Below are 14,548 nucleotides of genomic sequence, written 5' to 3' on the forward strand. Positions count from 1 at the left end.
TTCAGTTTTCATTGCGCTGGGCAAACGCACTGTCCAGGCGAATCTGGCGTCGATCACCAAAGCGCCGGGTCAGGCCTATACGGTCGAAGTACTCCAGTATCTGGATACTGCGCTTGCGCCCCAGGCCCACCGCATCACGAAACGCCGCCACCTGGATCACCGGGTTGGCGTCCGCCAGTTGCAAGAGCATAGCCGCCAATCGGCGAATCATGCTGTCGGTGTAAAAAAGGTCGCGCACCACCTGGTGCATCAAGCCCAGGCGCGCCATTTTGCGCAGCAATGCGCGGACGGTTGCTTCGTCATGCCCAAGGTTGCGCACCCAGGGCGGGTCGAATCCCGCCTGTTCGAATAACGGCTGCAATTGTAGCCACAGGGCTTCGTCCTCTTCGCTCAAACGCACCTGATGCCCGGGCAGCTGCAACCACGGGCCGCTGCTGGCGATGTCGCCGCTGGCCAACAACTCGTCGAGCAGGCTGATAAACGTTGGGCGTTCCAAAGTACTGCCGGTGAATCGACGCAGGCGATCCCGGTCCGGGCCCATCTGATCTGGTTCGAGTTCATGGAAACGCGCGAGCTGGTCCACTAAAGGCGCTTTCAAGGCTTCCCAGCGACTTGCACTGAACAGCAATGCGCCTTGACGGGTATCGATCAGGCGCACGTAGGCAGGCAACACCCAGCTGCTGCGCGGTCGGTTGAATTGCCGCTCCAGACGCTGAGGATCGAGCCCTGTGTCGCTATGGGCCAGCAATGCCGGCAAAACATCTTCCAGCCCGGCACAGTTCGCCAGCGCACCCAGTTGCGCCAGGCGTTCGGGGCTGCGGCGTTGCCGGTCAGGGGCAAACGGGTCGAGCACCCGACCGCCGCCCAGGGTTCGTTGGGCACTCTGGTCACGCAGGATCAGCGGATCACCCTTCACTGCATGCACCGCCGTATTGAGCAGCAGTTGCGCAAACATCCGTCCACCGGGCGCCAGGCTGGTGCCTTCCAGCAAGGCGACGCGCCCGGTCACATCCTGGGTGCCGAGGTGTACGTGCACCGGTTGAAAGTGCTCGAAGGGCCAGGGTTCGCCGGCCAGCAGTTGCATGTCGATGTCCAGACGTTGGGTGGGCGCATACAGGCCTTCGGCGAGTAACCAGTGGCCGCGATGGATGTGTTCCAGGGCCAGCCGTTCGGCGCTCAGGTTCAACGCCACGCGCTGGCCGGCAAAGGCGTGGTCGGCGGCCTGGTTTTGCGCGTGCAGGCCGCGAATGCGCACCGGTTTTCCTTGTGGCCCCAACAGCAGGGTATCGCCCACCGCGACCTTGCCGGACAGCGCCGTGCCGGTCACCACGATACCGGCCCCGGCCACGCTGAAGGCCCGGTCGATCGCCAGGCGAAAACCACCTTCGGTGCTGCGTTGCTGAACTTCTCGCTGGGCTTGCAGCAATTGTTGGCGCAGGGTTTCGATGCCCTCGCCGGTCACGCTCGACAGCACAATCAACGGTGCATCGGCATAGGGACCGGGCGCCAGCAAGGTGCGGATTTGCTCGCGCACGTCTTGCACCCGAGCGCTGTCGACCTGGTCGCACTTGCTTATCGCCACCAGTGCCCGAGGGATACCCAGCAACTCGACAATCGCCAGGTGCTCGCGGGTTTGCGGCATCACCCCGTCATCGGCGGCCACCACCAGCAACACCAGATCGATGCCCTGCGCCCCGGCCAGCATGTTGTGGGTGAAGCGCTCATGGCCGGGAACGTCGATGAACCCGGTCAGCGGCGCATCCGCCTCCAGCGCGGCATACAGGTAGCCGAGGTCGATGGTCATGCCGCGCTCGCGCTCTTCGCGGCGTCGGTCACCCGCCTGCCCGGTCAGCGCCTGGAGCAGCGCCGTCTTGCCATGGTCGATATGTCCCGCGGTGCCGACAATCACCCTGCCCGGCCCTCCACCTGTAATTGATCGAGTTGCGCCAGCCATGCCGGCTCGTCGTCCAGTTGCCGCAGGTCGAGCCACAGGGCGTCATCGTCGATGCGCCCCAGGACCGCAATCGGCAAGGCGCGAAAGGCTTCTTCCAGCGTCAACAGCGAGCGCCCGCGCAAGCGCTTGGAGGTCAGCGGGCGCAGACACAGCGCTGCGCTGGCCAACCGCGCCACCGGCTGGCTGCCGCTGCCGATCATGCCCAGTGCCGACATGGCGCTGACGCTCCAGCCATCACCCAGCACCTGGGCCAGCCCCGGCCGCAAACGCTCGGCCTGGGCGAGGATATCGGCCTGTGGCCGGGTCAACAGGCGCAGGCTCGGCAAACGCTCGGCGAGACGATCAGGGTTGCGGTACAAACCCAGCACCGCTTCCAGGGCGGCCAGGGTCATTTTGTCGACCCGCAGCGCACGCTTGAGCGGATTTTTCTTGATCCTGGCGATCAGTTCCTTGCGCCCGACAATCAACCCGGCCTGTGGTCCGCCGAGCAGTTTGTCGCCACTGAAGGTGACGATGTCCGCGCCATCGAGCAGCGCCTGGCGTACCGTCGGCTCTGCCGGCAGGCCCCAGCGGGTCAGATCCAGCAGGCTGCCGCTGCCGAGGTCTTCGAGCAGCGGCAAACCGTGCTGGTGGGCAATCTGCGCCAGTTCAGCCGTCGCCACGCTCGTGGTGAAGCCTTGAATGCTGTAGTTGCTTGCATGCACGCGCATGATCAATCCACTGCGTGGGCCGATGGCGGCCTCGTAGTCGCGGGCATGGGTGCGGTTGGTGGTGCCGACTTCATGCAGCTTCACCCCGGCGCGGGCCATGATGTCGGGGATGCGGAAGGCGCCGCCGATTTCAATCAGTTCGCCCCGGGAAATAATCCCTTCCTTGCGCGCGCCCAGGCTGTTGAGGGTCAGCAGCACCGCCGCGGCATTGTTGTTGACCACGGTCACCGCTTCGGCGCCGGTGAGCTCGCGGATCAAGCCTTCGATCAGGTCGTCGCGATCTCCACGCTTGCCACTGCGCAGGTCGAATTCGAGGTTGAGCGGATAGCGCGCGGCCATTTGCACCGCCTCAATCGCTTCCTCGGGCAACAGCGCCCGACCGAGGTTGGTGTGCAAGACCGTGCCGGTGAGGTTGAACACCCGGCGCACATGGCTGCGATGCTGGATGGTCAAGCGCTCGCCGACCCTGCCCGCCAGTACCTCGGGGCTGACTTCAACAGCTTCGAGCAAACCTTGCCGTACCCCTTCGCGCAATTCATCCAGCAATAGCCGCAAGGTGACCAGCAAGGCGTCGCGGCCATAGCGCTCGGCCAACGGCTGGCACGCCGGGTGCCGCAACAAACTGTCGATGGAAGGTAGACGCAGGGGTTGGCTGGCACCGCGTGCAGACATCTGGCGCTCCTGAAAACGAATGGCCGTCGCGCCAGAGTGTAGACGCTGTGGTTACTCGTCTCCCGGCGCCAGCAACAGATTGGGTGCCAGACGCTGATAACCGTCCTGGGCCAGGCGCATATCGAGCATCAGGCTGGACAGGTCGGCCGACAACGCTTCGGCGTGCGCATCGTTCTCCAGATAGAGCAACTTCAGATAACTGTTACAACCGGGGCAGACTTCGGCGCGCAAAGGCGCCTGGTTGGCGGCATGGCGATCATCTTCAAGGCTTAGATATTCCAGGCCCTTGCTCTGCTCGCAATACACGCACTTGACCCGCACCACATGCCACTCGCAGGCACACAGCGAACAGACCAGATAACGCAAGCCGTTGTGCTTGCCGCGATGGCGGATCACTCCGGCCATGGCCGGCGAGCCACAGGCCGGGCACTGGCTGAGACTGTCGCCGGGGGTTAGCGCGAGGTTCGGCGTACTCAACAGCCAGTGGCTCCAGGCTGTTTGCAGCGCCGCACCGAGAAACGGCACCAGCGCTGCCGGCACCAGCGAATACTGGCCGCTGACCAGTGCCACCGCCCAGGCGCGACGTTGCCCGGCACCGGCCAGGCGCAGGGTGTCCACGGCATCGGCCACGGTGGATTGCGGCGGTGCGCTATAGCGCTGCAACAAGGCATCGAGGTAAAGCTGCCAATCGTCTTCACGCGCCAGGCTATCGGCCGCGAACGGCGGCAAGCCGTGTTGCTGGCACAACTCGATGCGTTGTCGGTCGATGGGCTCGCAAAGCGGAGGGTCGTCCAACACCTGTTGCTGCACCCGGCACAACCCGGCGATCAGGCGCAGGTAATCGGCCAGCGGGTGCCCTTCGGCCAACGCTTCCAGGCGCTGGGCGCGCAGGCTGAACAGGTTAGACGGTGGCATGTACAGAAACGGCGGAGAACTGGCCGCCGCTTCGATTTCTCCAGGTTCCAGGATGGTTGGCAAATGTCAGCCCTTTTTAGTGATCGGTCGCTCAGGCGCTTCGTCGCGGGTCTCATCTTGAGTCACTTGGCGATACCAGAGTTCGTGGTGTTTCCTCGCCCAGCCGCGGCTGACCCTGCCGTGCAACATGGCGCTGACCGAGCCCTTGATCCAGATGCCGGCATAGATGTGCACGATGATGCTCAGGATCAGTACGAAACCGGCCAACGCATGCAGCAACATCGCCCAGCGTATCGTGGTGATGCCGAAATACTCGCTGAAGTACGCACGCCAGATCACCAGCCCGCTGAACAACAGCACCAGCATGCACAGCAGTAAAGTCCAGAACAGCAGCTTCTGCCCGGGGTTGTATTTGCCGATGGGCGGGACGCCCTCCTCTTCATTTTTCATCACCCGGTCGATGCGCTTGAGCCACAGGCGGTCATTGGCGATGAAGTAGTTGGCGCGCCAGAAACGCAGCACCAAACCGAGAAACAGCACGAACATCAGCACGCCCATGAACGGGTGCAGGATGCGTGTCCATGGCCCGCCGCCGAACAGGTTGCTCAGCCAGAACAGCGCCGGGTGGAACAGTGCCAGTCCGGACAACCCGGCCATCAGGAACAGGATCGCCACCAGCCAGTGATTGGTGCGCTGGTTGCTGGTGTAGCGCAGGATCGTCTTGTTGCTCATGGCCTGCCCTCCCCACGGGGATCGAAGGTGTGCACCGACGGATCGACTTCATGCACGGCGGTGTCCGGCGGCTCCGGATGTTCATCCTCTTCGACGATTTGCGGGCCGACCCGCACGTAGTGGAAGAACCCGGCCAGCACCGCTGCGCCCATGGCCAGCAGCGCCAGAGGTTTGCTGATGCCTTTCCACAGCCCTACCAACGGACTGATCGCCGGGTGATCGGGCAAACCGGCGTACAGCCTTGGCGTATCGGCGTGGTGCAGCACATACATCACGTGGGTACCGCCAACGCCTTCGGGGTCGTACAGGCCGGCGTTTTCAAAGCCCCGGCTCTTGAGGTCGACGATACGTTCGGCGGCATGTTCCTTCATGTCGTCCTTGGAGCCGAACACGATGGCACCGGTCGGGCAGGTTTTCACGCAGGCCGGTTCCAGCCCTACCGCCACCCGGTCCGAGCACAAGGTGCATTTGTAGGCCTTGTGATCCTTTTGCGAGATCCGTGGAATGTCGAACGGACACCCGGTGATGCAGTAGCCGCAGCCAATGCAGTGGTCCTGATCGAAATCGACGATGCCGTTGGCGTGCTTGATGATCGCCCCGGGGCTTGGGCATGCCGCCAGGCAACCGGGCTCGGCGCAGTGCATGCAACCGTCCTTGCGGATCAGCCATTCCAGGTTGCCGGCGTCGGTCTCGTGCTCGGTGAAGCGCATCAACGTCCAGGTTTCTGCGGTGAGGTCCTGCGGGTTGTCGTAGGTGCCATGGTTGTGACCGACTTCGTCCCGCAGTTCGTTCCATTCCGAACAGGCGACCTGGCAGGCCTTGCAGCCGATGCATTTGGTGGTGTCGATCAGCTTGGCGACTTCCTCCACTCCGCGCACCGAGGGCGCGGGAGTGGTGGTGGCCGAGCGGGCGATGATGTCTTGGCTGGCCATTTAGACTTTCTCCACGTTGACCAGGAATGACTTGGATTCCGGGGTCTGGGTGTTGCCATCGCCGAGGAACGGCACCAGGGTGTTGGTCAGGTAACCGTGGCGCGTGAGGCCGGTGAAGCCCCAGTGCAACGGAATGCCGATCTGGTGCACCACCTGGTTGTTGACCTGCAGCGGACGAATCCGCTTGGTCACCACCGCCACCGCTTCGATGAAGCCACGCTTGCTGCTGACCCGTACCCGGTCGCCGGCGACAATGCCTTTTTCCTTGGCCAGCACTTCACCGATTTCGACGAATTGCTCCGGTTGGGTAATCGCGTTGAGCTTGCAATGCTTGCTCCAGAAGTGGAAATGCTCGGTCAGCCGGTAACTGGTGGCTGCGTACGGGTAATCCTTGGCCACGCCGAGGGAGTCCCACACCGAATCGAAGATCCGCGCCGCCGGGTTGCTGGTGGCTTTCTTGTTTTGCGGGTGCAGCGGGTTGATGCCGATCGGCGTCTCGAACGGCTCGTAGTGTTCCGGGAACGGGCCTTCGTTCATCTTGTCGACGGCGAAGAATCGGGCCACGCCCTCAGGGTTCATGATGAACGGATTCATCCCCGCTTCCGGCGGCACATCAGCCTTGTAGTCCGGCACATCGGTGCCGCCCCAGGTTTTGCCGTTCCACCACACCAGGCGTTTTTTCGGATCCCACGGCTTGCCGTGCAGGTCCGCCGAAGCGCGGTTGTAGAGAATCCGCCGGTTGGCCGGCCAGGCCCATGCCCAGCCTTGATGCTGGTGCATGCCGAACGGATCGTTGTTGTCGCGCCGGGCCATCTGGTTGCCCAGTTCGGTCCAGCTGCCACAGAAAATCCAGCAGCCGGACGCGGTGCTGCCGTCATCCTTGAGCTGGCCAAACCCGGCCAGTTGCGCATTGGCCTTGATCGCAGCGCCTGTGGCGTCGGTGAAGTCGGTGGTGGCAGAGCCGTTGATTTCCTTGGCCAGCTCTTCCGGCGAAGGTTCGTCGGGGATCTTGTACGGCCACGACAGCTTGAGCATCGGATCGGGGTATTTGCCGCCTTCAGCCTGGTAGCGCTGGCGCAAACGCAGGAACAGCTCGCTCATGATGCGGATGTCGGTGTGCGCTTCGCCGGGGCCATCCGCGCCCTTCCAGTGCCATTGCAGCCAGCGGCTGCTGTTGACCAGCGAACCATCCTCCTCGGCAAAGCAGGTGGTGGGCAGGCGAATGACTTCGGTCTGGATGTCGGCGCTGTTCACGTCATTGTACGGCCCGACCTTATGCCAGAACTCCGAGGTCTCGGTGGCCAATGGATCCATCACCACCAGCCACTTCAGCTTGGCCAACGCCACCATCACCCGGTTCTTGTCGGGTAATGCGGCGATGGGATTGAAGCCCTGACACAGGTAGCCGTTGACCTTGCCCTGGCCCATCAGGTCGAACACCTTGAGGATGTCGTATTGGGGAATGTCCAGTTTCGGCAGGTAGTCGTAAGCCCAGTTGTTCTCGGCCGTGGCGTTGGCGCCGTACCAGGCTTTCATCAGGCTGACGTGGAATTTGCTGTAGTTCTGCCAATAGGACAGTTGCCCCGGGCGCAACGGTTTTTGCGTGCGCTTGACGATGTAGGCGTTGTAGTCCTGTTCGGCATCGCCGGGTAGCGAGAGGTAGCCCGGCAGTGAGTTGGACAACAGCCCCAGGTCGGTCAGCCCCTGGATGTTGGAGTGCCCGCGCAAGGCATTCACCCCCCCGCCCGGCATGCCGACGTTACCCAGCAGCAGTTGCACCATCGCCGCGCTGCGGATCATCTGCGCGCCAGTCGAGTGCTGGGTCCAGCCCAGTGCATAGAGGATGGTCATGGTCTTGCCCGGCGTCGAGCAAGTGGCGATCTCCTCCCAGATTTTCTGCATGGCGTCGACCGGCATGCCGCAGATCTGGCTCGCCAGTTCCCTGGTGTAACGGCTGTAATGCTGCTTCATCAGTTGATAGACGCAGCGTGGGTCTTGCAGGGTCGGGTCGACCTTGGCAAAGCCGTCTTCACCGAGTTCATAGCCCCAGCCGGACTTGTCGGTGTAGAGGCGCTTGGCCGCGTCGTAGCCGCTGAAAATCCCGTCCTCGAAACCATAGCCGGCTCTGACGATGAAGGACACGTCGGTGTAGTTGCGCACGTATTCGTGCTGGATCTTGTCCTCGGTCAGCAGGTAATTGATCAGCCCGCCCATGAAGGCAATGTCGGTGCCGGTGCGGATCGGCGCGTAATAGTCGGCCACCGAGGCGGTCCGGGTAAAACGCGGATCGACCACGATCAGCCGCGCCTTGTTGTGCGCCTTGGCTTCGGTCACCCATTTGAAGCCGCACGGGTGCGCTTCTGCTGCGTTGCCGCCCATCACCAGAACCAGATTCGCGTTGGCGATATCGGTCCAGGTATTGGTCATGGCACCACGGCCGTACGTCGGGGCAAGACTTGCCACCGTCGGGCCGTGTCAGACACGCGCCTGGTTATCGAACCCCAGCATGCCGAGACTGCGCACCACCTTGTGGGTGATGTATCCGGCTTCGTTGGACGCCGCCGATGCCGCGAGGAAACCGGTGGTCAGCCAGCGGTTCACCGTTTGGCCCTGGGCGTTCTTCTCGATGAAGTTGGCGTCGCGGTCGGCCTTCATCAGGTCGGCGATGCGATCGAGGGCTTCATCCCAGGAGACGCGGGTCCACTCGGTGCTGCCGGGTTTGCGCACCTGCGGGTATTGCAGGCGGCCGGGGCTGTGAATGAAGTCCAGCAGGCCTGCGCCTTTGGGGCAAAGGGTACCGCGGTTGACCGGGTGGTCGGCGTCACCTTCGATGTGGATGATGTTTTGCGCGACATTCTTCGCCGCATCGCCCTGGCTGTACATGATCAAGCCGCAACCGACCGAGCAATACGGGCAGGTGTTGCGGGTTTCATGGGTGTGGGCGAGCTTGAAGTGACGCACCTGTTCGGCAAAGGCAAGTGTCGGGGCCATGCCCAACGCGCCCAGGCTAGAGCCTGCAAGGCCGATACCGGCGACCTTGAAGAACTGACGACGGCTGAGATCCATCGTGCACTCCTGATCAGGTGGAACCCGGGTACATGGCCGGGCTTTTTTGAACAACCACGGTCGGGGCAGTCTGGCTGCCGACACAACAAACTGTAGTCAATGCTGTCGAAATCACCATGACAGCCGACCGTCGGGCAATTCCCGGTGGGCGCCCAAGGCACACAAGCTCGCTCCCACAGGGCTTGGCGATTATCATGGTCAGCATTCCAACCCAGCTTTCATGAGACTACGCATGACTTTCGATTTTGATCAGGTGTTCGACCGCCACAACACCGGCAGTACCAAGTGGAGCCGCTACCCGGCCGACGTGTTGCCGATGTGGGTCGCCGACATGGACTTCGCCGCACCGCCGGTGATCATCCAGGCCCTGCAAAAGCGACTGGAACACCCGATGGTCGGCTACAGCGTGGCCCAGGAAGACTTGCGCGAGGCGATCGTCGCCGACCTCTGGAACAAATACGCCTGGCGTGTCGAGCCCCAGGAGCTGATTTTCCTGCCGGGCGTCGAGTCCGGTTTCAACATGGCGCTGAAGGCACTGGTGCAGGCGCCACAGAATGTCGTTGTGCAGGTACCGAACTACCCACCACTGCGCCACGCACCCGGGCATTGGGGCCTGAACAAGGTCGAGCTCAACTTCGATGCACAAGCCGATGGCACCTACACCACGCCGCTGGATACCTTGAGCCAGTCGCTGCAAGGCGGTGGCGCACTGCTGCTGAGCAACCCGCATAACCCGCTGGGCAAGGCCTTCCCCCGCGCAGAGCTGCAAGCCATTGCCGACATTTGCCTTGAGCACAGTGCCTGGATCATTTCCGACGAGATCCACGCCGAGTTGTGCTTCGACGGCCGCACGCACATTCCGATGGCTACCCTGAGCCCACAAGTGGCCCAATGCACCATCACGCTGATGTCGGCGAGCAAGGCCTACAACATCGCCGGCCTGAAGACCTCGTTCATGATCATCCAGGACCGCCACCTGCGCGAGAAGGTCAACCACGCCCGTTGCGGCATGGTCGACAGCGTCAATCCGCTGGGCATGGAAGCCACCCGCGTCGCCTACAGCGAAGCCGCACCATGGCTGGCCGAGCTGAAGGTCTACCTGCAAGGCAACCGCGACTTCCTCGCCGAGGCCGTGCGCACCCGCCTGCCGGGCATCACCATGAACCTGCCGCAAAGCACCTACCTGGCATGGCTCGACTGCACGGCACTGGGGCTGGACAACCCGCAGCAGTTTTTCCTCGAACAGGCCAAAGTGGGTTTGAGCGCGGGCCTGGACTTTGGTGATGACTGCAAGCAGTTCGTGCGCCTGAACTTCGGCTGCCCACGGTCGCTGCTGGAAGAAGGCATTGCGCGGATGGAGCGCAGCTTGCGCCATCTCAAGGCCTGATACACCCCTCAAGTCACAGACAACCCCCTTGTGGGAGCGAGCCTGCTCGCGATGGCGTCCAGTCAGTCGGCAATGATGTTGCCTGACACGGCGCTATCGCGAGCAGGCTCACTCCCACAGGGCGACAACCCGATGCTGTGATGCTCCGACTCATTGAACCGATGCAAGCCTGCAATGGCCCACCAACGCGGCAGCAACTGCCTGACTTTGCTCTCGCCAAAACGGTCGTCGATCAACATCACCACCCCTTGATCCTGTTGCGTACGGATGACCCGTCCGGCGGCCTGCACCACTTTCTGCACACCGGGATAAAGGTAGGTGTAGTCATAACCGGCACCGAAAATCGCGGCCATGCGCCGTTTCAGTTGCTCGTTCACCGGATTGAGCTGCGCCAGCCCCAGCGTGGCGATAAATGCGCCGATTAACCTGGCACCGGGCAAGTCGATGCCTTCACCAAAGGCGCCGCCCAGCACCGCAAAGCCGATACCCTGGCCGTCGGCGTGAAACTGATCGAGAAACTGCTGGCGCTGCGCTTCGCCCATGCCTCGGGACTGTGACCACAGACTGATGTGCGGATGTTTCTCGGCGAGTAACTGCGCCACCTGCTGCAAATAATCGAAACTGCTGAAAAACGCCAGGTAATTGCCGGGGCGTGCGCCGAACTGCCTGGCGATCAAGTCCACGATCGGCTCAAGAGACGACTGGCGATGGACGTACCGGGTGGAGATCTGGTCGACGATGTGCACTTGCAGTTGATCGGCATGAAACGGCGACTCGACGTCGATGCACACGGTATCCGCCGGTGTCCCCAGTAAATCGGCGTAATAGTGCCGGGGGCTGAGGGTCGCGGAAAACAGCACCGTGCTACGCGCGGCGGTCAGGCGCGGGCGGATGAACCCCGCGGGGACCACATTGCGCAGGCACAGTTGCGAGAGGTTGCGCTGGCGCTCGAGGTCGCGCTTGCTGATGTCGAACAGAAACTGATCATCGAACAGTTCGGCGACCCGGCAAAAGTGCAGCATGTCGAAGTAAAACCCCTGCAGCGCACTGTCCAGGCCTTGAGGGTGATCGTTGAGGTAGTCGCCGATGCTGGCGCTGCACGATGACAGTGCCTGAAGGAGCTTTTCCGGCGCCTTGTCATAGGCCTGATAAGCACCGGTTTGTGCGTTATGCAAGGCATTCCACTCGCGGTTGATCCGCTGCATCGGCTTTTTCAGCACTTCGGGCGCGTTTTTGCGTACGCCGTTGAAGGTCGCCTGATCGAGGCTGGCGCTGTACATCTGCCGGCCGCGTTCCACCAGATTGTGGGCTTCGTCGACCAGCACCGCGACCTTCCAGTTGTTGGCCTGGGCCAGACCGAACAGCAACGCGCTGAAATCGAAATAATAGTTGTAGTCGGCAACTACCACGTCGGCCCAACGCGCCATCTCCTGGCTCAGGTAATACGGGCAGACATCGTGCGCCAGGGCAACCTCGCGCAAGGCGCTCTGGTTCAACAGGCTCAGTTGGCTGGCCGCCTGCCGTGCGGCGGGCAGGCGATCGTAGAAACCCCGGGCCAGCGGGCAGGACTCGCCGTGGCAGGCTTTGTCCGGGTGTTCGCAGGCCTTGTCCCGGGCGATCATCTCCAGCACCCGCAACGGCGGCGCATCGGCGCGGGCAAGTATCACTTGCGCGGCGTCCAGGGCCAGTTGGCGTCCCGGGGTTTTCGCCGTGAGGAAGAACACCTTGTCCAGTTGCTGGGGCGCCAGCGCCTTGAGCATGGGAAACAAGGTGCCCAGGGTTTTGCCGATTCCCGTGGGCGCCTGGGCCATCAGGCAGCGCCCCGTGCTGACAGCCTTGAACACCGACTCGGCCAGGTGGCGCTGCCCCGGCCGAAAGTCGGCGTGGGGAAACGCCAGACGCTGCGCTGCGAGATTGCGCCCGTCACGATGGGCCACTTCCTGTTCCGCCCATTGCAGGAAACGCGCGCAATGCTGTTCGAAGAACTGTTGCAGTTGCGCGGCCTCGAAGGGTTCGACCAGACAGGTTTCCTTTTCGCTGACGATGTCGAAATACACCAGCGCCAGGTTGATCTGAGACAGATCCAGTTTCCGGCACATCAACCAGCCGTAGATTTTCGCCTGGGCCCAATGCAACTGTCGGTGGTTGGCCGGTTGCTTGCTCAAATCACCGCGGTAGGTCTTGACCTCTTCCAGACAGTTTTGCCCGGGGTCATAGCCATCCGCCCTGCCCTTGACCGTCAGGGTTTGATACTGGCCTTCAAGGGCGACTTCGCTTTGGTAACCCTCGCTGCGCCGCGATGCCACCGTACGGTGCCCGACAATGCCCTCCAGCGCGGTCGGCGACGGTGTGAAGCGCAGATCGAGGTCGCCGGCCTTGGCGGTGAACTCACACAGCGCCCGCACCGCAATGCTGTAGCTCAAGCGCCCGGCTCCGCCCATTGCACGTAGCACACGGCGATCGGCATCTGGTGTTCATGGCAGAACTCCAGCCAGCGCAACTGGTTGTCCTGCAGGCGATCGCCCGGGCCTTTGACTTCGATCATGCGGTAGGTCTTTTGCTGCGGCCAGAACTGGATCAGGTCCGGCATGCCGGCGCGATTGGCCTTGATGTCCAGCAACAGGCGATTGAACCAGTGCTTGAGGTGCTCGGCCGGGAGGCAATCGAGGGCTTGCTCCAGCAACTCTTCGCTGAGCACGCTCCAGAACACGAACGGCGACTGCACGCCCCACTTGGCGGCACAACGTTCGCGGATGGTTTGCCGATAGCGCCCGTCGTCGAGTTCGGCCAGGCACGCCTGAAACAGTTCGGCCCGGCGGACCTGGAAGTCTTCGCTGAGCAAGTCCACCGGCCCACGCTGGAACGGGTGAAAAAACGCACCCGGCAAAGGCGCGAAAATCGCTGGCCAGCACAGCAGGCCAAACAGGGAGTTGACCAGGCTGTTTTCCACGTAGTGCACCGGCGCCGACTCTTGCGCCAGATGCGCCTGAACGTAGAACTCCACCGATAACGCCGGGTCTGTCCTGGGCAATTGCAGGTCCAGGCGCTGCATTTCCCGCGGCGCAGCCCGTTTGATGGGCGGCCCGCCGAGCTTGCGCCGCAGGCGTGGCAGCACGCGGAGCAACTGCTGGTGTTCGGCGGCGCTCTCCGGTGCCTGCTCGGCCTGCACGGCCAAGTCCATGGCTTGCTCGAACTGGCCGCTACGCTCAAGCACGCGAATCAGCCGCGCACGCGCCCCCGGATAATCGCATTCAAGGTACAGGCTCTGGGCCATGGAGAAATCCGCGATGCGTTCGCAGTACTGGGCCATCTGGAACAGCAGCTTGCCGCGCCGGCGTTGCAACCACGGATTGTCCAGCGCCAGGCCCTTGATCCGTTCGGCCACCTCTTCCAGCCTTTCACCGGCCTCGAATTGTTGCTGGTAGGCGTGCAGGAGGACGCAGGCATCCACGTCTTCGCGGCTGCGCAAGCCACGGGACTCGGCGCAGAATTCGACTTTTTCGTAGGTGTAGATACCGAGGTCGGCCAACACGAACTCCGACCAGTCCTGATACAGGTTGCCGAAAAACATCAGGCGCAGGCGGTCGCATAATTGCATGATGGTCAGGCTGAACAGGCGCTCGTCCAGGCTCGGGCACCAGTCGTTGAAGCTTTGCACCTGGGGAAACTGCTCGCACAGCGCTGGCAACCAATCGGCTTTTTTGCCTTTGGGTCGATCGATTGCCGGGCCAAAGGCCTGGAGGATTTCACCCTTGAGCAGCACCTCGAACAGCGCTTCGACCGCCAACGGCATTTGCTCATCGACCCAACCGAGCGCTAACAACGGCCCGACGGCGCTGCCGGAATCGCCAATTTCCTCGTAGTGCAGTTTGCTCGCCCTGAAATGAACGCCCTTGCGCATGACCATTCTGACCAGCAGTGCCTGCGATTCACGGGGTAACCGCTTAAACTCATGAATGAATCGCTGCTCGTCGACGCTCAGCACATCGGCAAAGCGCTGCTCAAGCCAATCAAGTACTTGCATGAAGTTGTTCAAGTAGTAGAACGGATCGTCGAGGGGATTTGCGGTCACTGGAAAATGGGCCATGGCGAGGGGTACTGGTTATGCATACAGATACCAGTTCCACGCCGCGTGGCGCAATCGGAAAAGGATAAATGGCGGCGCTGTACGAAATTTTCC

The 14,548-nt window shown here is 62.4% G+C and carries 9 protein-coding genes; 1 reads left to right on the plus strand and 8 read right to left on the minus strand.

Going from position 1 to position 14,548, the window contains the following annotated elements; genetic code table 11:
* Position 1: 1 nt before the first annotated feature.
* Genes selB through fdnG form a run of 6 tightly spaced genes read right to left on the minus strand, consistent with a single transcriptional unit; the run spans position 2 to position 8,981 of the window.
* Positions 2-1,909 carry a selenocysteine-specific translation elongation factor gene (gene selB, locus AC3IX1_RS13770; protein WP_489388630.1) on the minus strand — a complete coding sequence of 636 codons (1,908 nt, stop codon included), beginning with the start codon at positions 1,907-1,909 and terminating at the stop codon, positions 2-4.
* Entirely contained in the window at positions 1,906-3,336 is a 1,431-nt protein-coding gene (gene selA / locus AC3IX1_RS13775) for an L-seryl-tRNA(Sec) selenium transferase (protein ID WP_489388631.1), read from the minus strand. Before selA ends, selB begins: the two co-directional genes overlap by 4 nt.
* 51 nt (positions 3,337-3,387) lie before the next feature.
* Positions 3,388-4,314: a formate dehydrogenase accessory protein FdhE gene (gene fdhE / locus AC3IX1_RS13780; protein ID WP_489388632.1), complete on the minus strand. Its 927-nt coding sequence runs from the start codon at positions 4,312-4,314 to the stop codon at positions 3,388-3,390.
* A 3-nt stretch (positions 4,315-4,317) separates the two neighbouring features.
* A complete protein-coding gene (locus AC3IX1_RS13785; protein WP_489388633.1) occupies positions 4,318-4,983 on the minus strand; it encodes a formate dehydrogenase subunit gamma in 666 nt (221 codons plus the stop codon).
* Complete coding sequence (gene fdxH / locus AC3IX1_RS13790) at positions 4,980-5,915, minus strand: formate dehydrogenase subunit beta (RefSeq protein ID WP_489388634.1); 936 nt, start codon at positions 5,913-5,915, stop codon at positions 4,980-4,982. Before fdxH ends, AC3IX1_RS13785 begins: the two co-directional genes overlap by 4 nt.
* Positions 5,916-8,981, minus strand: coding sequence for a formate dehydrogenase-N subunit alpha (gene fdnG / locus AC3IX1_RS13795; RefSeq protein ID WP_489388635.1), 3,066 nt, complete (start codon positions 8,979-8,981; stop codon positions 5,916-5,918).
* A gap of 232 nt (positions 8,982-9,213) precedes the next feature.
* Between fdnG and AC3IX1_RS13800 the strand changes: the two genes are divergently transcribed.
* Complete coding sequence (locus AC3IX1_RS13800) at positions 9,214-10,368, plus strand: MalY/PatB family protein (RefSeq protein WP_489388636.1); 1,155 nt, start codon at positions 9,214-9,216, stop codon at positions 10,366-10,368.
* Between the two features lie 62 nt (positions 10,369-10,430).
* Here AC3IX1_RS13800 and AC3IX1_RS13805 read toward each other — a convergent pair whose 3' ends face one another.
* Both AC3IX1_RS13805 and AC3IX1_RS13810 read right to left on the minus strand, forming a co-directional pair.
* Entirely contained in the window at positions 10,431-12,791 is a 2,361-nt protein-coding gene (locus tag AC3IX1_RS13805) for an ATP-dependent DNA helicase (RefSeq protein ID WP_489388637.1), read from the minus strand.
* Positions 12,788-14,455, minus strand: coding sequence for a VRR-NUC domain-containing protein (locus tag AC3IX1_RS13810; RefSeq protein ID WP_489388638.1), 1,668 nt, complete (start codon positions 14,453-14,455; stop codon positions 12,788-12,790). Before AC3IX1_RS13810 ends, AC3IX1_RS13805 begins: the two co-directional genes overlap by 4 nt.
* Positions 14,456-14,548: the final 93 nt, after the last annotated feature.

It is taken from the genome of Pseudomonas sp. KH_046_2 (assembly GCF_057838985.1).

What these genes read in the sequence shown, in the direction of transcription:
- AC3IX1_RS13785 (WP_489388633.1), bottom strand. Translation starts at nt 4,983, where the DNA reads ATGAGCAACAAGACGATCCTGCGCTACACCAGCAACCAGCGCACCAAT.
- selA (WP_489388631.1), bottom strand. Translation starts at nt 3,336, where the DNA reads ATGTCTGCACGCGGTGCCAGCCAACCCCTGCGTCTACCTTCCATCGAC.
- AC3IX1_RS13810 (WP_489388638.1), bottom strand. Translation starts at nt 14,455, where the DNA reads ATGGCCCATTTTCCAGTGACCGCAAATCCCCTCGACGATCCGTTCTAC.
- fdxH (WP_489388634.1), bottom strand. Translation starts at nt 5,915, where the DNA reads ATGGCCAGCCAAGACATCATCGCCCGCTCGGCCACCACCACTCCCGCG.
- AC3IX1_RS13800 (WP_489388636.1), top strand. Translation starts at nt 9,214, where the DNA reads ATGACTTTCGATTTTGATCAGGTGTTCGACCGCCACAACACCGGCAGT.